Origin of the sequence: Kitasatospora sp. NPDC101235 (assembly GCF_044767505.1) — a bacterium.
Lineage (GTDB): Bacteria > Actinomycetota > Actinomycetes > Streptomycetales > Streptomycetaceae > Kitasatospora.
Map to the genome: position 1 here is coordinate 144,747 of NZ_JBIWNZ010000016.1, position 20,719 is coordinate 165,465.

Below are 20,719 nucleotides of genomic sequence, written 5' to 3' on the forward strand. Positions count from 1 at the left end.
CGGGTATTGGGAATTCCCTACTACTTCAGAGGGGGCCGGTGTGGCCGAGCGAAACAATGTCGTAGTCACGGGCGTCGGGGCGATCACTCCGCTGGGAGCCGACGCGGCGGCGACGTGGACGGGCCTGCTGGCCGGGAAGTCCGGGGTCACGCTCATCGACGAGGACTGGGGCGCGGAGCTGTCGGTGCACGTCTGCGCGCGTCTTCCGGTCGATCCGGCCTCGCTCCTGGACCGGGTCCAGGCGCGCAAGCTCGACCGGTGCGGCCAGCTGGCGGTGGCCACCTCCAGGGAGGCCTGGCGGGACGCGGGCGAGCCGCAGGTGGAGCCCGAGCGCCTCGCCGTGGTCATCGGCACCGGGACCGGAGGCGTGCTGACCACGCTGACGCAGGACGACATCTACGAGACCTCGGGCCCCCGGAGGATCTCGCCGTTCACGGTGCCGATGCTGATGCCCAACGGCCCGGCCGCCGCGGTCAGCATGGAGCTGGGTGCCCGTGGCGGTGCCCGGACCCCGGTGAGCGCGTGCGCCTCGGGGGCGGAGGCGATCGCGATGGGCCTGGAGCTGATCAGGGCGGGCCAGGCGGATGTGGTGGTGGCCGGTGGCGCCGAGGCCTGCCTCCACCGGTTCACGGTCGCGGCGTTCGCCCAGATGAAGGCGCTGTCGACCCGGTCGGGCGATCCGGAGGTGGTGTCCCGGCCCTTCGACGTGGACCGCAGCGGTTTCGTGATGGGCGAGGGCGCGGGCATCGTGGTGCTGGAACGGGAGGAGTTCGCCCGCGCGCGCGGCGCCCGGGTGTACGGCGTGCTGGCGGGTGCCGCGGTGACCTCCAGCGCCGACCACATCACGGCCTCCAGCCCCGAGGGGCAGGTCCTCGCGATGAGGGCGGCGATCCGCTCGGCGGACCTGCTGCCGCAGGACATCGGACACGTCCACGCGCATGCCACCTCCACCCCTTCGGGCGACCTGGCCGAGGCCCAGGCCATCAGCGAGGCGATCCCCACGCACCCCGTGGTGACCGCCACCAAGTCCATGACCGGCCACATGCTGGGCGCCTCCGGCGCGGTCGGCGCGATCTCGGTGCTGCTCGCCCTCGGGGAGGGCGTGGTGCCGGCCACCCGGAACCTCGACCGGCTGGACCCGGAGATCGACCTGGACGTCGTCCAGGGCGCTCCGCGGAAGGGCAACTGGACCACCGGCCTCGCCAACTCGTTCGGCTTCGGCGGGCACAACGTGAGCCTGGTGTTCACCAAGCCGGAAGCGCAGTAGTACTGACGGACAACCACGTGAGGAAAGCCATTCATGACCTACGTCATCGCGTAGCCCTGTGTCGACGTGAAGGACAAGGCGTGCATCGAGGAGTGCCCGGTCGACTGCATCTACGAGGGTGAGCGATCGCTCTACGTTCACCCGGACGAGTGTGTCGACTGCGGCGCGTGCGAGCCGGTCTGTCCGGTCGAGGCGATCTTCTACGAGGACGACACTCCGGAGGAGTGGAAGGACTACTACAAGGCGAACGTCGAGTTCTTCGACGACCTGGGTTCGCCCGGTGGCGCCTCCAAGCTCGGCCCGATCGGGAAGGACCACCCGTTCGTCGCCGCTCTGCCGCCGCAGGGGGCCTGACCCGCCGGCGCCGGAGGCGCCGCGAGGCCCACGGGAGACCGCCGCACCCGCCCGGGTGCGGCGGTTGCGTCCATCCGCCGTCGGAACAAGGGGACTTGAGCAGTGATCGGTTCGCGCATACGGGCCCTCGGCCATTACCAGCCCGCCACGTTGCTGACGAACGACGACATCGCGAAGCGGGTCGACACGAACGACGCGTGGATCCGCAGCCGGGTGGGCATCCGGACCCGGCACGTCGCGCAGGCCGACGAGTCGGTGACCGACATGGCGACGCAGGCCGCGGCGAAGGCGCTGGCCAAGGCCGGTCTCGCGCCCGCGGACATCGACTTCGTGGTGGTCGCGACCTGCACCGCGTTGGAGCGCACACCCAGTGTCGCGTCCCGGGTCGCCGCCCGGCTCGGCATCCCGTCGCCGGCCGCCCTGGACGTCAACGCCGCGTGCTCCGGCTTCCCGCACGCCCTCGGGCTGGCCAACCTCGCCATCGGCGGGGGATCGGCGACCGCGGCCCTGGTCATCGGGGCGGAGAAGCTCACCGAGTTCACGGACTGGTCCGACCGCACCACCTGCGTCCTGGTCGGGGACGGCGCGGGCGCCGCCGTCGTGGTGGCCTCGCCGACGCCGGAGATCAGCCCGGTGTTCTGGGGGTCGGCGCCCGACCTGGGCCGGGCGGTGCTGATCGAGGGCCGCGAGGGCAGGTTCACCCAGGACGGGCTGACGGTCTACAAGTGGGCCACCGCCACGGTGCCGGAGATCGCGCGACGGGTGTGCGAGGTGGCCGGCGTCCGGGCGCAGGAGCTGGGCGGCGTCGTGCTGCACCAGGCCAACCTGCGGATCATCGAGCCGGTCGTCCGGGAGATCGGCGCGGTCGACGCCGTCATCGCGCGTGACGTGGTCGAGTCGGGGAACACCTCGGCGGCCAGCATCCCGCTGGCGTTCTCCAAGCTGGTCGAGCGCGGCGAGCTGGAGAGCGGGACCCCGGTGCTGCTGGTCGGCTTCGGCGGCGGGCTGTCCTACGCCGGCCAGGTCGTCCGCTGCCCCTGACGGGGTCGACGACCCCGGTCAGCCCGGTCCATGGTGTGCCAGAACCGGTCCAGCCAGATCAGGGTGTCGCGCATGACGTAGTGGTTGGCGTTCGGGCGCAGCGCGGAGAGCAGGAACGACCGCGCGCCCTCGGAGGGCACCCCGAGGACGGTGACACGGCGGTCGATGCCGCCGTCGGAGCGGATCGGGTGGAAGTCCGCCGTCAGGTCGAGGCCGCCCGGTTCGAAGGCCGCACCGCCGGACGACTCGTTGCGCCACAGCCGGTCGGCACCGCCGGGGTTCGGGCGGCCGGCGTGGGCCCGCAGCCGGCGGATCGCCTCGTCGGTGAGGAAGGTTCCCGGGTGGTCGCCGGCGCTGCTGCTCGGCTTGTGGTTGTCCGGCCGGGCGAAGGTGAACAGGCCGGATCCGCTGAACGCGACGATCCCGGCGGGCTCGTCACCGCTGGGGCGGTAGACGAGTCCGTGCCCGGGGGCGTCGTGGAAGGTGCCGCCCCGGCCCTCCGTCAGGTGGAGGACGGCGTCGATGGCGGTGAGCCCCGTGCCCGCACAGCCGGCCACCGTCCCGGGACCGGTGCGGTCGGGACCGAGTTCGACGTCCATCGGGTACGGGTGGGGCACGTACCGGGCGCCACCGCGGTCGGCCAGCCCGGCGAGCCGCCGGCCCGCCGGGGCCCGCCGCGGGTCGTGGTACGAGTGGCCGGTGAGCAGCACCACCTCGTCGGCCGGGTGGCGCTCCCCGTCCCCGGTGACGACGCACAGGCCGTCCTCGTGCGGTTCGACGTCCACGACCTCCGCCCGGTGCAGGTGGAGTTCGACGCCCGGGTGCCGGGTCAGGTCGGCGGCGAAGGTGTCGAACATGTCCCGCAGGGCGAGCCCGTGGACGTACCGCTTGGGCCAGTCCTCGGGGGCCAGGTCGAAGTCCGCCTCCCCGGTCTCCTCGAACCGCCTCCGGCACCACTCGTGCAGGGTCGGCCGCTGCGCCTCGGGCCGCAGCGGGCCGGCGCCGGTGACCGTGTCGTCGGCGGCGAAGCTCACCTGGCAGCCGATCCGGTTGAGGTAGCTGGTCCGCGACTGCGTCGGACTGTGCGCCTGGCCGGCCCCGAACTCCCCGGTCCGCTCGAACACCCGCACCTGTAGCCGGCGCCCCTCGCCGAGCCGGTCGACGGTCGCCGACAGCCGTTCCAGGAGGTAGGTCGCCCTCGGTCCGCCACCGACCAGGACCAGTCGGTACGGCGGGACCGCCGGTGCGGTCCGGGCCGGCGCGTGGACTCGCGGAGTGGTCACCTGTGCCTCATTCACTGGGTCTGCGGGTTTCCTGAGGGCGCGCGGTTCAACGGTGGGCGGGCAACAGGCGGGCCAGGGTGGTCAGGAACAGTGCGATGTCCCCGGTCGTCATGCGGCCCATGGTCGACAGCCGGAAGAAGTCCTCGGCCAGCTGCTCCTGCACGCCGTAGATGACGAACCCCTCCGCCCGCAGGCCCCGGTGGAGCTCGCCGTAGCCGGTGCCCGCCGGGATGCGGACGGCGGTCAGCGCGGCGGCACGCTGCTCGGCGGGGAGCAGGAGCTCCAGACCGAGCCGCTCCAGGCCGTCGCGCAGCTGCCGGGCCAGCCCTTCGTACCGTTCGTGCCGGGCCTGCCGGCCCTCGGCGAGCGCGAGGTCGAGCGCCGCGTCGAAGGCGTGGAAGGCCGGGATGCCAGGGGTGAAGGCGGGAGCGGCGGCCTTCTCCTGCGCCGTGTGGTGCCGGTACAGGTCCAGGTAGTAGGTGCGGCGCGGGCCGCCGCCGAGGGCCTCGAAGGCAGTGCGGGCGGCACAGACGAAGGCCAGACCGGGGGCGCCCTCCAGACACTTGTTGGCCGAGCCCGCGAGCCAGTCGATCCCGTCCTCGGCCAGCGAGAGGCGCTCGGCGCCGATGCTGCTCACCGCGTCGACGATCACCTGTCGGCCGTGCGCGTGCGCGATCCGGGCGATCGCGGCCACGTCGTTGAGCATGCCGCTGCTCGTCTCGTGGTGGACCACGCCGACGTGGGTGAGGCCGGGATCGTCGGCGAGCGCCCGGTCGACCGCGGCGAGGTGGACGGGGGCCGCCCAGCCGAACTCCAGGCGCCGGGTGCGGATCCCGTACGTGGCGGCGATGTGCTGGAAGCGCTCGCCGTAGTGGCCGTTGTCGACGACCAACAGCGCGCCGTCCGCGGGCACCGCCGAGGTGACGGCGGCCTCCACGGCGCAGGTGCCGGAGCCGGTGAGGACGACCGAGGTGTGTCGTTCGTCGCCGCCGCCGACGAGCGTGACCTTGTGCCGCACCCGGGTCATCAGCTCGGAGAACTCGGGCTCGCGGTGGCACATGTCCGGGCCGGCCAGCGCCGAGCGGACCCGGTCGTCGGTGACGACCGGGCCGGGGTTCATCAGGACCAGGCGGGTGGGCCGGGACGTCGTCCGGTCGCTCATCGGGACGCTGTTCCGGCAGTTCGCCGACACCGGCACGCTCGACCTGGCCCGGGTGGACGTTCCCACCAGGGTGCTGGTCGGCGACACCGACCCGGCCCTGGTCCGGTGGCGGGGCGACGCGCTGGCTACGGCGATGCCGGCCGCGGAGGTCTCCCGCCGGCCCGGCTACGGGCACTGCTTCCACATCAGCCACGCCGGCGAACTGGCCGCCGAGGTCGGTGAGTTCCTCGCCGGGGCGGACGGGCGGGCCGGCGATCCGGCCGGAGAGAGGAGGGCCACGCATGCGTAGGCGTCCCCGCGCGTACTTCAGCTTCCGCAGTCCGTACAGCTGGATGGCCGTCGACCAGCTGGAGCGCCGCTTCCCGCGGGCTGCGGAACTCGTCGACCACTACCCGTTCTGGGAGCCCGACGACGGCATCCTGCGAGCGCTGCGCGAGCGCGACGCCGAGGTGCTGTACACCCCGATGGGCAAGGCGAAGCACCGGTACGTGCTCTTCGACGTCAAGCGGGCCGCCCAGCGCTTCGGCTACCCGCTGGCCTGGCCGGTCGACCGCGACCAGGCCTGGGAACTGCCGCACCTGGCCTGGCTGAAGGCGCGCCGCCAGGGCCAGGAGCGGGTGCTCTACCGGGCGCTGATCGAGGCCCGGTGGCACCGGGGCGAGCCCATCTGCGACCCCGGGGTGCTGGCGCGGACGGCCGACGCGGTCGGGTTGGACGGTGCCGGGCTGGTCGCCGCCGAGCACGATCCCCAGATCCGGGCGGAGGCGGTGGACGCGCTGGCCGCGGCTTACGACGATGACGTGTTCGGGATCCCGTACTTCCGGATCGGCCGCGAGCGGCTGTGGGGTCTGGACCGGATCGACGACGTCGTCGCCACGCTGCGGACGGCCTTCGGCGAGCCGGCGGGCAACAGCGGCGAGCCGTCGTCGGACGTGCCGGCCGAACTGCTCGACCGGGTCGGCAGTTACGACCTGGACACCGCGGGCGGCTGCGGCTGATCCGACGGAGCCGCCCGCGCGGATCCGCGGGGCCGGGGGCCGGGCCCCCGGTGGGCAGCCGCGGCCGGCTCCGACTCCGTGACACCCTCCACGGGCCGCTCCGGTGGCCGGAATCCGGCGCCGGTGCAGGAACCGTGAAGTGGCATGGGTCACGTCGGAATCGGGCGTTTTCGACTGTTCTGTCGTGGTGTGGTCCGCCGATCGACAGCGTTGTCCGCGGCCCGGAGGTCCGTGATCGTGTCGGGCCTAAATATGATCGGAAGCCACGATCGTCGGATGGTGACGACGGTCGTATGTGCAACCTGGGAACGGTCCGGACCGTCTCTCTGTGTGCGGTGCGCCGGATCGTCAGGGGCGTCGCTTCCGTCGGTGAAAGGTACGCGCATGTCAGGTCGGAGGGGCGAGAGCCCGGCTCGGGGCGAGGGCGTGCCCGCGACGGAGGACGCCGCGGGCTCCGTGCCCTCCCCGCGTGCCGGTGGCCGGGCGGAGGCCCGCCGCGCCGCCCAGGGCAAGGGCGGACGTGGCGGCGGCGACAAGGCGGAGGCAGCGTCGGCGGGCGGTGGCCGGGCCGCGGCGCGCAAGAGCGCCAAGCCCAAGAAGAACGTGAAGAAGATCGTCGCCTGGTCGACGGCGGGCGTGCTGGTCGTCGTGGCCGGTGTCGGCGGTGCGATCTACCTCAAGCTGAACGCCAACATCAAGTCCTTCGACGCCGACGCGATAGCCCGCAACCGCCCTCCGGAGGCCAAGGCCGACGCGGACGGCAACAAGCCGGTCAACGTCCTGCTGATCGGTTCGGACAGCCGCGGCAAGAACAACTCGGACCTCGGCGGCGGCGAGGACGGCGGCGCCCGCTCGGACACCACGATCCTGCTGCACGTCTACGCCGACCACAAGCACGCCGTGGGGATCTCGATACCGCGCAACGCCAAGGTCGAGCTGCCGTCCTGCAAGCTGCCCAACGGCAAGTGGACCAAGGGCGGCAACATCGACCTGTTCAACGCCGCGTTCTCGATGGGCGGCAGCGACGACGGCAACCCGGCCTGCACCCAGAACACGGTGGAGAAGCTCACCGGCATCCGGGTCGACCACACCCTCGTGGTCGACTTCAGCGGCTTCGCCGCGATGACCTCGGCCGTGAACGGCGTGGACATCTGCCTGCCGAAGCCGATCTACGAGGGCGACATCAATCCCAAGCTGCCCAAGAAGGGCGACCTCGTCCTTCCGCAGGGCAAGCAGACGGTGGAAGGCCAGAAGGCGCTCGACTACGTCCGGCTGCGGCACGGCATCGGCGACGGCTCGGACATCGGCCGGATGAAGCGTCAGCAGGCCTTCCTCGGCTCGCTCGCCAGCAAGATCAAGAAGGAGGGGATGAACCCCACTACCCTCCTGCCGCTGGCCGACGCCGCGACCAAGTCCCTGGTCGTCGACCCCGGCCTGGACTCGGCCGACAAGCTGCTCTCCTTCGGCCTGTCGCTGAAGAACATCGACATGCACGACCTCAAGTTCGTGACGGTTCCCTGGCGTTACCGCACCCAGGACAAGGACCTCGACCTGGTCCAGGCGGACGCCAGCAAGCTCTGGGAGACCCTCAGGGCCGACCAGACCATCGACGGCCAGAACGCCACCGGCCAGCAGCCGGACGCCCCGGCCGACGGCACCAGCCCGGCTCCGCAGCCGCCCGCGCCCACCACCCCGGCAGCCCCGGCCGGGGACACCGCCAACTCCGCGATCAGGGTGGCGGTCTACAACGGAACGTCCGTCAACGGCCTGGCCGGCAAGGCGACCGAACAGCTGAAGGGTGCCAAGTTCACCGCCAGCACGGCGGGCCAGGCGGCGAGCACCAAGTACAAGGCCACCACGATCGAGTACGGCCCCGGGCAGAAGGCGAACGCCGAGAAGGTCGCCGCGCTGTTCCCGGGCGCCGGCCTGGAGACCAGCAGTGCCCGGGGCATCTCGGTGATCGTCGGTCAGGACTACGCGGCCGCGATGGGGATGGCGTCCGGTGCCCCCGCGGGCGGCGGCGCGCCGTCCGCCGCCCCGGGCGTCCCGGCGCCCCCGCAGCCGCTGCCGACCACCATCACCAACGACGCCCGCTCCGCCGACGACGACATCTGCGCGAACACCAGTTACGGCAGCGGAGGCTGACCGCACCCACCGGAACACGGGAGCACGGGGACGACCCCCGGGCCGGCGCCCTCCGGGGCGCGCGGGTCCGGGGGTCGTGCCATGGTGGGCCTGGGGCCCGTACGCCCCGGGGCCCGAACGCCTCCGGGCAGGGACCCAGCGGTCACCGCGAAAGGCGGACCCCAATGCCCGAGATCGCCCTCCAGCTCGACATCGCCGCACCCCGGGCCGTGGTGCTCGCCGCGCTCACCACGCACGACGGGCTGGCCGCCTGGTGGACCACCGGCGTGGACCGCGACGGCGACGTCCTGCTGTTCGACTTCCCCGACGTCCCCGAGCCGTTCCGGCTGCGGGTGGAGCAGGCCGACCGGGACCGGGTGGTGTGGACCAATGCCGGCTCCTTCCCGCCGCACTGGGCCGGCACCTGGATCAGCTGGGAGCTGGCCGACCAGCCGGGCGCGCCCGACCAGCCCGCCACAGCCGACCGGCCCGGCGTGTCCGACCAGCCCGAGCGCACCCGGCTGCTGTTCCGCCACGGCGGCTGGCAACCGGGCAGCGAGGAGGGCGTCCCGGCGGTGGCCGGCACCTGGGCCGAGCTGCTGGTCCGGCTCAAGGACTACGCGCAGAGCGGCAAGGTGCAGCCGTACTTCGTCACCGCGCACCGCCACGACGCCCCGTGAACACCCCGTGACGGTCCGGCCGCCGGTCGCCCGCCAGGGCGCCGTCCGGTGGCGGGATCGCGGCGGCGGGCCGATGGTGGCGGTGTACCGCCGTCGTCCCGGCCGGGCCGGACCCCCACGCGGTCCGACCCGCCCGACGGCCCGACCGCTCCGACCACCACAGCCGGCCACCACCGCCTCCGGGAGGCCCAGCAATGCCCGTAGTCACCGATCCGTACACGCCCGGCACCCCGTGCTGGGTCGACCTGATGGCGAGCGACCAGCAGGCCGCGCTCGACTTCTACCGCGACCTGTTCGGCTGGCAGGGCAAGGTCGGCCCGGCCGAGTTCGGCGGCTACGCCGTGTGCCTGCTCAACGGCCGCCCGGTCGCCGGGATCATGGCGCAGATGGCGCCCGAGGGGCAGCCGACGCCGCCCGTCGCCTGGACCACCTACCTCGCCTCGGACGACGTCGACGCGGCCCGGGCATCCATCGCCGCGGCCGGCGGCACCCTCCTGTACGACCCGATGGACATCGGCACGATCGGCCGGATGCTGGTCGCCGCCGATCCGACCGGCGCGGTGTTCGGGGTCTGGCAGGCGATGGACTTCATCGGCGCGGGCGTGGTCAACGAGCCCGGCGCGCTGGTCTGGAACGAGCTCAACACCTCCGACACCGGTGCGGCCGGCCGCTTCTACCAGCCGGCCCTCGGGCTGCGCCCGGCCACCATCCAGGGCATGGACGGCTACTTCTCGTTCAACGTCGGCGACCGCACGGTGGGCGGTATGCAGGCGATCCCCGGTTACCTGGCGCCCGGCACGCCCTCGCACTGGATGAGCTACTTCTCGGTGGACAGCACCGACTCCACGGTGGACGCCCTGGTCAAGGCCGGCGGCTCGGTGATCCAGCCGGCGTTCGACATGCAGTCCGGCCGGATGGCGGTGGTCCAGGACCCGCAGGGCGCGGCCTTCGCGGTCATCGAGTCGCCCGAGGCGCAGATGCCCGACTCGCCGTAACGCCGTCCCGGCCCGTCCCGGCCGGGCAACCGGAAGCCGCCCTTCCCGCGACGCGCCGCCGGGAAATGGGCGGCTTCCCGCCCGTTCCCGGGTAAGACTGCACCCATGCTGGGGCTACCGGACGACATCCGTGCTTTCCTCTTCGACCTCGACGGGGTGCTCACCCAGACCGCGAAGGTGCACGCCGCGGCCTGGAAGGACACCTTCGACACCTTCCTGCGCGCCGAAGCCGCCCGAACCGGCGGGCAGTTCGTCCCCTTCGACGCCGTCTCCGACTACGACACCTACGTGGACGGCCGCCCGCGCCTGGACGGCACCCGCGCGTTCCTGCTCAGCCGGGGCATCGAACTGCCCGAGGGCACCCCGGAGGATGCGCCCAACTCCCGTACCGTGCAGGGGATCAGCCGGGCCAAGAACGACACCGTGCTGCGGCTGATCCGGGAGCAGGGCGTCCAGCCGTACCAGGGCTCGGTCGACTACGTGCACCGGCTGCGCGCGGCCGGGCTGCCCAGCGCCGTGGTCTCCTCCAGCGCCAACTGCCGCGACGTGCTGCGGGCGGCCGGCATCGAGGAGCTGTTCGAGGTGATCGTGGACGGCAACGTCGCCAAGGCCGAGGGCCTGCCCGGCAAGCCCGCCCCCGACACCTACCTGTACGCCGCCCGGGCCCTCGGCGTCGAACCCGCCCACGCCGCGGTCTTCGAGGACGCGCTCGCCGGGGTCGCCTCCGGCCGGGCTGGCGGCTTCGGCGCGGTGGTCGGCGTGGACCGCACCGGCCAGGCCGCCGAACTGCGTCGGGACGGCGCCACCGTGGTCGTCCAGGACCTCTCCGAGCTCCTGGGGGAGAAGGCATGAGCGGGCGTGGCGAGGGAGCCATCGAGAGGTGCGTGTGGGCGAACGCCCCTGCCGGGCGTTGCGAGGTGGGCGCATGAGTTCTGCGGACAACTTCGCGATCGACCCCTGGCAGATCACCGAACAGGGCCTGGACCTGACCGCGATGGCCCGCGCCGAATCCGTCTTCGCGCTCTCCAACGGGCACATCGGCCTGCGCGCCAACCTGGACGAGGGGGAGCCGCACGGCCTGCCCGGCACCTACCTCAACGGCGTCTTCGAGCTGCGCCCGCTGCCGTACGGCGAGGGCGGCTACGGCTACCCGGAGTCGAGCCAGAGCGTCATCAACGTGACCAACGGCAAGATCATCCGGCTGCTGGTGGACGACGAGCCCTTCGACCTGCGCTACGGCGAACTCCTCAGCCACAAGCGCTGGTTGGACTTCCGCGAGGGCCTGCTGCACCGGGAGGCCGAGTGGACCTCTCCGGCCGGGCGGACGATCAGGGTGCGCTCCTCCCGGCTGGTCTCGCTCACCCAGCGCGCCGTCGCCGCCGTCGAGTACAGCATCGAGGCGGTGGACGGCCCGGTGCGGATCGTGCTCCAGTCCGAGCTGGTCGCCAACGAGCAGCTGCCCGGCGGCCCCGAGGGCGACCCGCGGGCCGCCGCCGTGCTGGAGGCGCCGCTGCACCCCGAGGCGCACCACGCCAGCGGCACCAAGGCCGTCCTGGTGCACCGCACCCGCTACAGCGGCATCCGGGTCGCGGCCGGGATGGACCACGTCATCGAGGGCCCGGAGAAGTCCGACACCGTCGCCGAGTCCGAGGCCGACCACTGCCGGATCAGCGTCACCACCGTGCTCAAGCCCGGACAGCGGCTGCGGCTGGCCAAGTTCATCGCCTACGGGTGGTCCGGCACCCGCTCGCTGCCCGCCGTCCGGGACCAGGTGGAGGCCGCGCTGACCGCCGCCCGGTACACCGGCTGGGACGGGCTGGTCGCCGAACAGGCCGACTTCCTCCAGGAGTTCTGGAAGACCAGCGACATCGAGATCGAGGGCGACGTCGAACTCCAGCAGGCCGTCCGGTTCGCGGTCTTCCACGTCCTGCAGGCCGGCGCCCGCAGCGAGGAGCGGGCCATCCCCGCCAAGGGGCTGACCGGGCCCGGCTACGACGGACACAGCTTCTGGGACACCGAGACCTTCGTCCTGCCGGTGCTCACGTACTGCCTGCCCTCCGCCGTCAACCAGGCCCTGCGCTGGCGGCACACCACCCTGCCGCTGGCCCGCGAGCGGGCGGCCCAACTCGGCCTGTCCGGCGCGGTGTTCCCGTGGCGGACGATCCGGGGCGAGGAGTGCTCCGGGTACTGGCCGGCCGGCACCGCGGCCTTCCACATCAGCGCCGACATCGCCGCCGCCGTCGCCCGCTACGTCCGGGCCACCGGGGACGGGGAGTTCGAGCGCGAGTACGGGCTCGAACTGCTCGTCGAGACCGCCCGGATGTGGCGCTCGCTCGGCCACCACGACGTGGCCGGGAAGTTCCGCATCGAGGGCGTCACCGGCCCCGACGAGTACAGCGCCGTCGCGGACAACAACGTCTTCACCAACCTGATGGCGCAGAGCAACCTGCGCGCCGCCGCCGAGGCCGCCGTCCGCCACCCGCGCGAGGCCGCGCTGCTCGGCGTGGACACCGAGGAGACCGCCGCCTGGCGCGACGCGGCCGCCGCGATGTACATCCCGTACGACGAGGACCGCGGCGTCCACCCGCAGGCCGACGGCTTCACCCACCACCAGGTCTGGGACTTCGAGCGCACCCCGCCGGAGAAGTACCCGCTGCTGCTGCACTACCCGTACTTCGACCTGTACCGCAAGCAGGTGGTCAAGCAGGCCGACCTGGTGCTCGCCATGCAGGTCCGCGGCGACGCCTTCACCGACGAGCAGAAGGCCCGCAACTTCGCCTACTACGAGCGGCTGACCGTCCGGGACTCCTCGCTCTCCGCCTGCACCCAGGCGGTCATCGCCGCCGAGGTCGGCCAGCTCGACCTCGCCTACGACTACACCGCCGAAGCCGCCCTGATGGACCTGCACGACCTCGGCGGCAACACCCGCGACGGCCTGCACATGGCCTCGCTGGCCGGGGCCTGCATCGCCCTGGTGGCCGGCTTCGGCGGGCTGCGCGACCACACCGAGACGCTCTCGTTCCAGCCCCGGCTGCCGTCCGGGCTGATGCGGCTGAGCTTCTCGCTGCTGGTGCGGGGGCACCTGCTCGGCGTCGAGATCACCCACGAGCAGACGACGTACACGCTGCGCCGCGGCGAGGATCTCGTCGTGCGGCACGACGGCGAGGCGGTCCGGGTCAGGTCCGGCTCCCCGGTCACCGTGCCGACCACCGTCCCGCCCGCCCAGGAGCGGGTCGCCCAGCCCCCGGGCCGCGAACCCGCCCGCCGCCAGCCCCAGGCCGGCCTCGCGGCGGGCAAGCTCGGCCAGCAGGACCACCTGGCGGCGGAGTAGGCCCACGGCGGCGGGCGCGCGCCCCGAACCGGCGCGCGTTCCCGCCGGCCGCCCCGCCGCCCCCGGCCCGGTCCCGCCGCGCCGCCCCACCCTCACTCGTGCGGCCCACCCCGGCTGCGCCCGCCACCCCGCCAACGGAGGGTGCAGGTGTCCCGTGGCAACCGAAGGAGTGCAGCCGTGGCGAGCGTGGCCGAACAGATGGTGGAGGTGCTCCGGCAGGCCGGGGTGGAGCGGGTCTACGGCGTCGTCGGCGACAGCCTCAACCCCGTCGTGGACGCGATCCGCCGGGCCGACGGCATCAGCTGGGTGCACGTGCGCAACGAGGAGGCCGGTGCCTTCGCGGCCGCCGCCGAGGCCGAGATCTCCGGACGGCTCGCGGTCTGCGCCGGCTCCTGCGGCCCCGGCAACACCCACCTCATCCAGGGTCTCTACGACGCCCAGCGCAGCGGCCTGCCGGTGCTCGCGCTCGCCTCGCACATCCCGTCCGGGCAGATCGGCACCGGCTTCTTCCAGGAGACCCACCCCGAGCGGGTGTTCACCGACTGCAGCAACTGGTGCGAGATGCTCTCCACCCCTGCCCAGCTGCCCCGCCTGCTGCGGGTCGCCGTCCAGCACGCGCTCGGCTCGCACGGCGTCTCGGTGCTCGCCTTTCCCGGGGACGTCGCCGCGCTCCCCGCCGCCGGACCCACCGGCACCAGCCACTTCCTCACCGAGCAGGCCGTCGCCGCGCCGCCCTGGTCCCAGGTGCAGGAGCTGGCCCGGCTGCTCAACGCGGCTCGCAAGGTCGTCCTGTTCTGCGGCGCCGGGGTGCGCGGGGCGCACACCGAGGTGCTGTCGGCCGCGCAGGCCCTGAACGCGCCGATCGGCCACTCCCTGCGCGGCAAGGAGTGGATCCAGTTCGACAACCCGTACGACGTGGGGATGAGCGGACTGCTCGGCTACGGGGCGTGCCACGAGGCGCTGCACTCCGCCGACCTGGTGCTGCTGCTCGGCACCGACTTCCCGTACGACTCCTTCCTGCCGCAGGCACACACCGTCCAGGTCGACCACGACGCCACCCGGCTCGGCCGCCGCACCGCCCTCGACCTGGCCGTCCACGGCGACGTGGCCGCCACCCTGCGGGCCGTGCTGCCGCTGCTGGACGCCAAGTCCGACCGGGCCTTCCTGGACGGGATGCTGCGCAAGCACTGCCGGGCGCTGGAGGACGTGATCGGCGCGTACACCCGGGACATCGAGAAGCACCTGCCGATCCACCCCGAGTACGTCGCCTCGGTGCTGGACGACGTGGCCGCCGAGGACGCGGTGTTCACCGTGGACACCGGCATGAACAACGTCTGGGCCGCCCGCTACCTCCAGCCCAACGGCCGTCGCCGGGTGATCGGCTCCTTCCTGCACGGCTCGATGGCCAACGCCCTCCCGCACGCGATCGGCGCCCAGCTCGCCTGCCCGGGGCGGCAGGTGGTCGCGATGGCGGGCGACGGCGGGATCGGCATGCTGCTCGGCGAGCTGCTCACGGTGGCCAAGCACCGGCTGCCGGTGAAGACGGTGGTCTTCAACAACGGCGCGCTCGGCATGATCAAGCTGGAGATGCTGGTCTCCGGCTACCCGGAGTCCGAGATCGACAACGGGGACGTGGACTACGCCGGGATCGCCCGGGCGATGGGCATCCAGGCCAAGCGGGTGACCGAGCCGTCCCGGGTCCGGGAGGTGCTGGCGGAGGCGCTGGAACGGCCGGGCCCGGCCCTGGTGGACGTGGTCACCGACCCCAACGCGCTGTCCATCCCGCCGCGCATCACCGCCGCCCAGCTGAAGGGCTTCGCGCTGGCGGCGAGCAGGACGGTGCTCTCGGGCGGAGTCGGGCGCATGATCGACCTGGCGCGGAGCAACCTGCGGAACATTCCGCGGCCGTGAGCGCGGGTGCTGGGGCGGGGCGACTTGCCTCTGAGGCAAAATTCTTGCCTGTGCGGCACGCCGGGTGTCCACTGGACACATGACCAGCAGCTCCACCGGTGCCCCCGCCACGGGCGAACAGCTCGACGACCAGGAGGTCGCCGGCCTCGCCGCCCGCCTCCGTGAGCACCGGCTCAGCAGCCGTCTCACGCTGGAGGTGGCCGCCGGACGGGTCGGGCTCTCCCCAGCCTATCTGTCCCGGCTGGAGACCGGCCGCCGGCAGCCCTCGCTGCCCGTCCTGCTCGGCCTCGCCCGCGCGTACGGGACCTCGGTCTCCGGCCTGCTCGGCGAGACCCTGGCCGAACCGGACCCGGTCGTCCGCGGCGGCGCCATCGAGCCCGGCCGGGCCGGTGGCTGGGGCTACCGCCGGGCCGGCGCCCCCGGCCGCGCCATGCAGGCCCTGCGGGTCCACGTCCCGCCGGGCGTGCAGGACGCGGTGGTCCGGGTCCACCCGGGCGAGGAGTGGCTGTACGTCCTGAAGGGCGCGCTCCGGGTCACCCTCGGCGACCGCGTCCACCACCTCGCGGTGGGCGACTCCGCCCACTACGACTCGCTCACCCCGCACTGCATCGCCGCGGAGTCGGACGGCGACGTCGAACTGCTCTTCGTCCACACCCTGCTGCAGAGCCCCGGCGGCGAACTCTGCCTCGGCGGCGGCCCCGCCGCCGTTCACTGACCTGCCGTCAGAACATCCCGGAGGAGATCACCATGGCCGATCCCACCACCACCGTCGCCCCCGACACCGCCGCCGGCCCGAAGACCATGGACGCCGGCAAGTGGGCCAACAAGCGGATCTACCTCCGCCTGCTGATCTACACCGCCGGTGGCCACCTCTTCGCCGGCTTCATCATCCTCCTGTTCGAACTCGGCAGCCGGAACAAGTAGTCCACACCCCCGCCCGTCCGGCCCCCCGATCGTCCGCCCGCCCCCACCCCCGTGGGGGCGGGCGGACCGCCGTCCCGGACCGGGCGCCCCTGCGCGGACCAGCCCGTCGACCGACCCCGGCGGCGGGGCCGAAGCCCTTCCCGCCCTTGCCTCACGCCCCGCGCAGCAGTTCGCAGAGGGCCTGCACCGCCGCCGGGAAGGCGTGTTCCGGCGGGGTGCCGTAGCCGATGACCAGGGCGGGCGCGGCGGTGTCGGCGGGGGACGGCGCGGCGCGGTGCCAGCCGAGGCCGTTGAGGGAGAGGCCGGCCCGCCGGGCGCGGGCGAGGAGTTCGGTTTCGGGGGTGGAGCCGGGCGGCAGCTGGAGGACGGCGTGCAGGCCGGCCGCGATGCCGGTGACCCGGACGTGCGGGGCGCGTTCGGCGAGCGCCGCGACCAGGTGGTCGCGGCGGCGCCGGTAGTGCAGCCGGCAGCGCCGCACGTGGCGGTCGTACGTGCCGGAGGTGATCAGCTCCGCCAGCGTCAGCTGGTCCAGCACCGGGGACATCGTGTCGGCCAGCACCTTCAGCCGGGCGACCGGTTCGACCAGCGCGTCCGGCAGGGCCAGCCAGGCCAGTCGCAGGCCCGGTGCGAGGCTCTTGGCGGCCGTTCCGGCGTACACCACCCGTTCCGGGTCCAGCGCCTGCATCGCGCCGAGCGGCTGCCGGTCGTAGCGGAACTCGCCGTCGTAGTCGTCCTCGACGACGTACCGGTCGTGCTCCCGCGCCCACCGCACCGCTTCCGCCCGCCGGTCGGCGGACAGCGCGGCGCCGGTGGGGAACTGGTGGGCCGGGGTGAGCAGGACGGCGCCGGCCATGCCGAGCCGGTCGACCACGGCACCGTCCGCGTCCAGCGGCACCGGGGTGGTGGTGAGCCCGGCGGCCCGGGCGACCGCGTGCTGCGGCGGCAGCCCGTACTCCTCGACGCCCAGCGTGCGGGCGCCGCGTTCCCGCAGGGCGGCGCAGAGCAGGCCGAGGCCCTGGGTGACGCCGGTGCAGACGAGCAGGTGGTCGGGGTCGGTGCGGACGCCGCGGACCCGGGCCAGGTAGTGGGTGAGCGCCTGCCGCAGTTCGATCCGCCCGAGCGGGCTGCCGTAGTCGAGGGCCTCGTGCGGTGCGGTGGCGAGGGCGCGGCGGGCGGCGGTGAGCCAGGCGGTGCGGGGGAAGAGCGAGACGTCGGGCCGTCCGGACATCAGGTCGTACCGGGCCGCCTGCCGCCGCGGCGCCGTCCGGGCGGCCGGCCGCCGGCCCTGGACCGGCTCCGGCACTGCTCGGCGGGCGACGGTGGTGCCGGAGCCCTGCCGGGAACTGAGCCAGCCCTCCGCGGTGAGCTGGCCGTACGCCTCGACCACGGTGTTGCGGGCGATCCCGAGGTCCTCGCCGAGTGCCCGGGAGGACGGCAGGCGGGTGCCGGGGGCGAGCCGCCCGTCCTGGACGGCTTCGCGCAGCGCGTCCTCCAGGGCGGCCCGCAGCCCGGCACCGGCGGCCCGCCGTTCGGTGAGGTCGAGGTGCAGGTCGCCGCCGAAGGAGGTCCAGGAGGTGCTCACGGCCCCATTCTCGCGTGGCCGGGTGCGGTGCCCCGTGCGCCCGTGACGACCGCGGCCTTCCCCGTCGACCGGAGGCCGGCCTGCCCGGTGCATCCACCACGTTTCCTCCACGTCCTGTTTCCCGTCGCTGCCCGGGCCGCCCGGGTACCCGACGCGCTACGGTGCTGCGCATGGCGAACTTTGTACTGGTGGCGGGGGCCTGGCTCGGTGCCTGGGCATGGGACGAGGTCGTGGCGGAGCTGCGCGCGGCCGGGCACGGCGCGTACCCGTTGACGCTCTCCGGACTCGCGGAGAAGCACGGCACGCCCGCCGGGCAGCAGGCGCACGTGGCGGACGTCGTCGCCGGTGTGGAGCGGCTGGACCTGCGCGAGGTGGTGCTGGTCGGGCACAGCTACTCGGGCATCCCGGTGGGCCAGGCCGCCGAACGGATCGGCGACCGGCTGGCCGGGCTGGTCCTGGTGGACGCCAACGTGCCGGTGGCGGGGGAGTCCTTCGCCGACCAGATGCCGGAGCCGGCCGCGCTGCGGGCGGACCTCGCCGCGCACGGGGGCTGGTGGCCGCCGCTGCCGCCGGCCGAGTTCGCCGAGCAGGGGCTGACGGTCGAGCAGATCACCCGGATCGCCGCGGGGGCGACTGCGCACCCGGGCCCCTCGCTGACCGAACCCGCCGTCCTGGAAGGCCCGTTGAGCGCGCTCCCGGCGGTGTACGTGAAGTGTCTGCTGGACTGGCCGGAGCCGCCGCCGGTGGCCGCCGGACTGGTCGCGGACGGCCACTGGCGGCTGGTGGAGCTGGACACCGGGCACTGGCCGATGTTCTCCCGGCCGGCCGAGCTCGCGCGGGTCCTGGCCGAGGCGGCCCGGACGGGTCAGAGCGAGAGGTAGACCGCGCTGCCGGCGCCGGCCAGGAAGCAGTAGAGCGCGAACGGCGTCAGGCTGCGGGTCTCGAAGTACTTGGTGAGGAACCGCACCGAGACGTAGCCGGCCACGAAGGCGGCGAGGCTGCCGGCGAGGACCGGGCCGAGCACGCCGGAGTTCTCCGGCCTGAACAGCTCGGGCACCTTCAGGACCGAGGCGGCCAGGATGACCGGGGTGGCGAGCAGGAAGGAGAACCGGGCGGCGTCCTCGTGGTGCAGTCCGCGCAGGATGCCGGCGCTCATGGTGACGCCGGAGCGGCTGATGCCCGGGAACAGGGCGAGGATCTGTGCGGCGCCGATCCAGGCGCCCTGCCCGTAGCCCAGCCTGGTCAGCCGGTGGTCGGAGGCGACCGCCGGGTCCACGCCCGGCTCGTCGGCGGGGGCGGCGTGTCCGGCCCGGCGGCGGCCGGTGCCGCCGCGCTTGAGCCGCTCGGCGCCGAGCAGGACGAGTCCGTTGAGGGCGAGGAACACCGCGGCCGGGACGGGCTTGCCGAGCGCGTTGCGCAGGGCCTTCTCCAGCGCGAGGCCGGCCACGCCGACCGGGATGGTGGAGAGGATGAGCAGCCAGGCGAGCTTCTCGTTGCGGGTCTCCACCCGGCGGTGCCGGATCGAGCCGAGCAGCCCGTCGATGACCCGGACCCAGTCCTTGCGGAAGTAGACCACCAGCGCGAGCGCGGTGGCCAGGTGCAGGGCGACCAGGGCGGCGAGGTACGAGGAGCCCTCGGCGGTCATGTCGAGGTCGTGCTGGATCCTTCCGCCGACCAGGGCGGGCAGCAGGATGCTGTGGCCGAGGCTGGAGACCGGGAAGAGTTCCGTCACGCCCTGGAGCAGGCCGACGCCTATCGCTTCCGGGTAGGTCAGGGTCGACATCGCGCACCTTCGCTCGGGGGTCGGTGGCCGGCCGGGGCCGGGGCCCTCGCGAAGCTACTACGGGCATGTAGACGTTCGCCAACCCCGCCGTCGGAAGTTCACCGACCGTACGGCTGCGGGACACCGGGGCCGAGGTGCCCGATCAGCGCCGCTGCCACGGCGGCCAGGACGGTGGCGGACGGGACGGCCCGGTGCGCCGCGTCGCAGAGCAGCACGACGGCGGTCACCGCGGCCGGTGTGCCCACCAGCGGCAGGGCGACGGTCAGCACGGCGAGCAGACGGCGGGGGCGGTGCGGGGGGTCCGGGCGTGTCACAGCGGCTCTCCTTCGGGCTCGGCCCACGCCACGATGCAGCCTCCCGCGGCGTCAGGTTCAAGTCCTTTTCCGCCGCCGGGGCGGTGCCGGTCGGTCCGACGCCGCCGGGGCGGTGCCGGTCGGTCCGACGCCGCCGGGGTGGTGCCGGTCAGTCCGCCGCCACCCGCCGCCAGCCGGGACCGTCCGCGGCCACCGGCGCGGTCGCGAAGTCGTAGCGCAGCAGGTCCGGCCCGAGCGCGAGCAGCGAGACCGACGAGGAGCCCCAGATCCGCCCGTCGCCGAAGTCCCGCCGCTGGATCAGCGCGGCGTCCGCGTCCGGCGCCAGCCCGTCCCCGGCGACGATCGGCAGCCATCCGCCCCAGGCCGCCGTGGCCGCCCCCTCGGCGGTCGGCTCGGGCCGGGGCTCGTCGGTGAAGCGGGCCCGGAAGTGGGCGGCCCGCGCGGCCATCAGTGCGCGGATCCGCTCGGAGGTGGTGCGGCCGGCCGCCAGGCCCTCCAGCCCGTCGTTGAGCACCACGTTCAGGCCGGACGGCAGTTCGCGCTCCTCCAGCCGTCCGGCGCCCCAGCTGAACACCCGGGCGCCGTCGGCCCGGACCAGGACGAGGTGGAACGGGTCGTACGGGGTGAGGTCGAGGTGGCCGATCCCGCCCTCCCGGACGGCGGTGAGCGGCAGCCGGCCGCGGCTGAGCCGGGCGTCGGCGGGGGCGAGCGGGCCGAAGCCGTTCAGCAGGCAGGCGGCGGTGCGCCGGCCGGGGTCGACGGCCAGCCAGGTGCCGCCGGCCGCGAGGTCCAGGCCGCCGAGCAGTTCGGGTCGGTCCGGCCAGTGGTGGTCCGGCGGAAGCCAGGCGCGGCCCAGGTACTCGTCCCGGACGGACAGCAGCAGCACCGGGACGGCCGCTCCCGGCTCGATGCTGACGAACGCCGTGCACACGGCGTACCCCCTGACCTCGTCCTGTCGGCGGTCTCCTGC

Annotated in this window: 20 protein-coding genes; 14 read left to right on the plus strand and 6 right to left on the minus strand. The window is 73.8% G+C overall.

Annotation, left to right across the window (positions count from 1 at the left end; all coding sequences use genetic code 11):
- Positions 1-40 precede the first annotated feature (40 nt).
- From ACIRRH_RS25600 to ACIRRH_RS25610, 3 genes are all read left to right on the plus strand, one after another.
- Positions 41-1,267 carry a beta-ketoacyl-[acyl-carrier-protein] synthase family protein gene (locus tag ACIRRH_RS25600; protein ID WP_403071693.1) on the plus strand — a complete coding sequence of 409 codons (1,227 nt, stop codon included), beginning with the start codon at positions 41-43 and terminating at the stop codon, positions 1,265-1,267.
- Positions 1,268-1,333: 66 nt separating this feature from the next.
- On the plus strand, positions 1,334-1,621 hold the full coding sequence (fdxA, locus tag ACIRRH_RS25605) for a ferredoxin (protein ID WP_403071696.1): 288 nt from the start codon (positions 1,334-1,336) through the stop codon (positions 1,619-1,621).
- 102 nt (positions 1,622-1,723) lie between these two features.
- The gene (locus ACIRRH_RS25610; RefSeq protein WP_403071699.1) at positions 1,724-2,662 is read left to right on the plus strand and encodes a beta-ketoacyl-ACP synthase III; all 939 of its coding nucleotides are present in this window, start codon (positions 1,724-1,726) and stop codon (positions 2,660-2,662) included.
- Here ACIRRH_RS25610 and ACIRRH_RS25615 read toward each other — a convergent pair.
- Positions 2,632-3,945, minus strand: a complete 1,314-nt coding sequence (locus ACIRRH_RS25615) for an FAD/NAD(P)-binding protein (protein WP_403071702.1) — start codon at positions 3,943-3,945, stop codon at positions 2,632-2,634. The genes ACIRRH_RS25610 and ACIRRH_RS25615 overlap by 31 nt on opposite strands.
- A gap of 46 nt (positions 3,946-3,991) precedes the next feature.
- Positions 3,992-5,107 (minus strand): 2-aminoethylphosphonate aminotransferase, encoded by a 1,116-nt coding sequence (locus ACIRRH_RS25620; RefSeq protein ID WP_403071705.1) that lies wholly within the window; start codon positions 5,105-5,107, stop codon positions 3,992-3,994.
- Here ACIRRH_RS25620 and ACIRRH_RS25625 point away from each other — a divergent pair.
- The 10 genes from ACIRRH_RS25625 (at position 5,079) to ACIRRH_RS25670 (ending at position 16,070) form a co-directional block, all read left to right on the plus strand.
- Entirely contained in the window at positions 5,079-5,396 is a 318-nt protein-coding gene (locus ACIRRH_RS25625) for an alpha/beta fold hydrolase (RefSeq protein ID WP_403071708.1), read from the plus strand. The genes ACIRRH_RS25620 and ACIRRH_RS25625 overlap by 29 nt on opposite strands.
- Entirely contained in the window at positions 5,389-6,105 is a 717-nt protein-coding gene (locus ACIRRH_RS25630; RefSeq protein WP_403071711.1) for a DsbA family protein, read from the plus strand. The genes ACIRRH_RS25625 and ACIRRH_RS25630 overlap by 8 nt, the downstream gene beginning before the upstream one ends.
- Positions 6,106-6,489: 384 nt before the next feature.
- The gene (locus tag ACIRRH_RS25635; protein ID WP_403071714.1) at positions 6,490-8,250 is read left to right on the plus strand and encodes an LCP family protein; all 1,761 of its coding nucleotides are present in this window, start codon (positions 6,490-6,492) and stop codon (positions 8,248-8,250) included.
- 164 nt (positions 8,251-8,414) lie between these two features.
- Complete coding sequence (locus ACIRRH_RS25640; RefSeq protein ID WP_403071717.1) at positions 8,415-8,909, plus strand: SRPBCC domain-containing protein; 495 nt, start codon at positions 8,415-8,417, stop codon at positions 8,907-8,909.
- A gap of 194 nt (positions 8,910-9,103) precedes the next feature.
- Complete coding sequence (locus ACIRRH_RS25645; protein ID WP_403071720.1) at positions 9,104-9,904, plus strand: VOC family protein; 801 nt, start codon at positions 9,104-9,106, stop codon at positions 9,902-9,904.
- A 105-nt stretch (positions 9,905-10,009) separates the two neighbouring features.
- Positions 10,010-10,756 carry an HAD family hydrolase gene (locus tag ACIRRH_RS25650; protein ID WP_403071723.1) on the plus strand — a complete coding sequence of 249 codons (747 nt, stop codon included), beginning with the start codon at positions 10,010-10,012 and terminating at the stop codon, positions 10,754-10,756.
- Positions 10,757-10,829: 73 nt separating this feature from the next.
- Positions 10,830-13,235 carry a glycoside hydrolase family 65 protein gene (locus ACIRRH_RS25655; protein WP_403071726.1) on the plus strand — a complete coding sequence of 802 codons (2,406 nt, stop codon included), beginning with the start codon at positions 10,830-10,832 and terminating at the stop codon, positions 13,233-13,235.
- A gap of 177 nt (positions 13,236-13,412) precedes the next feature.
- On the plus strand, positions 13,413-15,146 hold the full coding sequence (locus tag ACIRRH_RS25660) for a pyruvate dehydrogenase (RefSeq protein ID WP_403071729.1): 1,734 nt from the start codon (positions 13,413-13,415) through the stop codon (positions 15,144-15,146).
- A 79-nt stretch (positions 15,147-15,225) separates the two neighbouring features.
- Entirely contained in the window at positions 15,226-15,861 is a 636-nt protein-coding gene (locus tag ACIRRH_RS25665) for a helix-turn-helix domain-containing protein (protein WP_403071732.1), read from the plus strand.
- 32 nt (positions 15,862-15,893) lie between these two features.
- Positions 15,894-16,070 carry a DUF6126 family protein gene (locus ACIRRH_RS25670; protein ID WP_403071735.1) on the plus strand — a complete coding sequence of 59 codons (177 nt, stop codon included), beginning with the start codon at positions 15,894-15,896 and terminating at the stop codon, positions 16,068-16,070.
- Positions 16,071-16,221: 151 nt separating this feature from the next.
- Here the strand turns inward: ACIRRH_RS25670 and ACIRRH_RS25675 are convergent, their stop codons facing one another.
- Positions 16,222-17,652 (minus strand): PLP-dependent aminotransferase family protein, encoded by a 1,431-nt coding sequence (locus ACIRRH_RS25675; protein ID WP_403071737.1) that lies wholly within the window; start codon positions 17,650-17,652, stop codon positions 16,222-16,224.
- Between the two features lie 170 nt (positions 17,653-17,822).
- Between ACIRRH_RS25675 and ACIRRH_RS25680 the strand changes: the two genes are divergently transcribed.
- Positions 17,823-18,533 carry an alpha/beta fold hydrolase gene (locus ACIRRH_RS25680; RefSeq protein ID WP_403071740.1) on the plus strand — a complete coding sequence of 237 codons (711 nt, stop codon included), beginning with the start codon at positions 17,823-17,825 and terminating at the stop codon, positions 18,531-18,533.
- On the opposite strand, the gene ACIRRH_RS25685 is transcribed toward ACIRRH_RS25680, so the two are convergent.
- The 3 genes from ACIRRH_RS25685 to ACIRRH_RS25695 form a co-directional block, all read right to left on the minus strand.
- Positions 18,518-19,435, minus strand: coding sequence for an undecaprenyl-diphosphate phosphatase (locus tag ACIRRH_RS25685; RefSeq protein ID WP_403071743.1), 918 nt, complete (start codon positions 19,433-19,435; stop codon positions 18,518-18,520). The genes ACIRRH_RS25680 and ACIRRH_RS25685 overlap by 16 nt on opposite strands.
- Positions 19,436-19,533: 98 nt before the next feature.
- The gene (locus tag ACIRRH_RS25690) at positions 19,534-19,749 is read right to left on the minus strand and encodes a hypothetical protein (protein WP_363386566.1); all 216 of its coding nucleotides are present in this window, start codon (positions 19,747-19,749) and stop codon (positions 19,534-19,536) included.
- A 148-nt stretch (positions 19,750-19,897) separates the two neighbouring features.
- Positions 19,898-20,680, minus strand: coding sequence for an NRDE family protein (locus ACIRRH_RS25695; protein ID WP_403071746.1), 783 nt, complete (start codon positions 20,678-20,680; stop codon positions 19,898-19,900).
- Between the last annotated feature and the right edge of the window lie 39 nt (positions 20,681-20,719).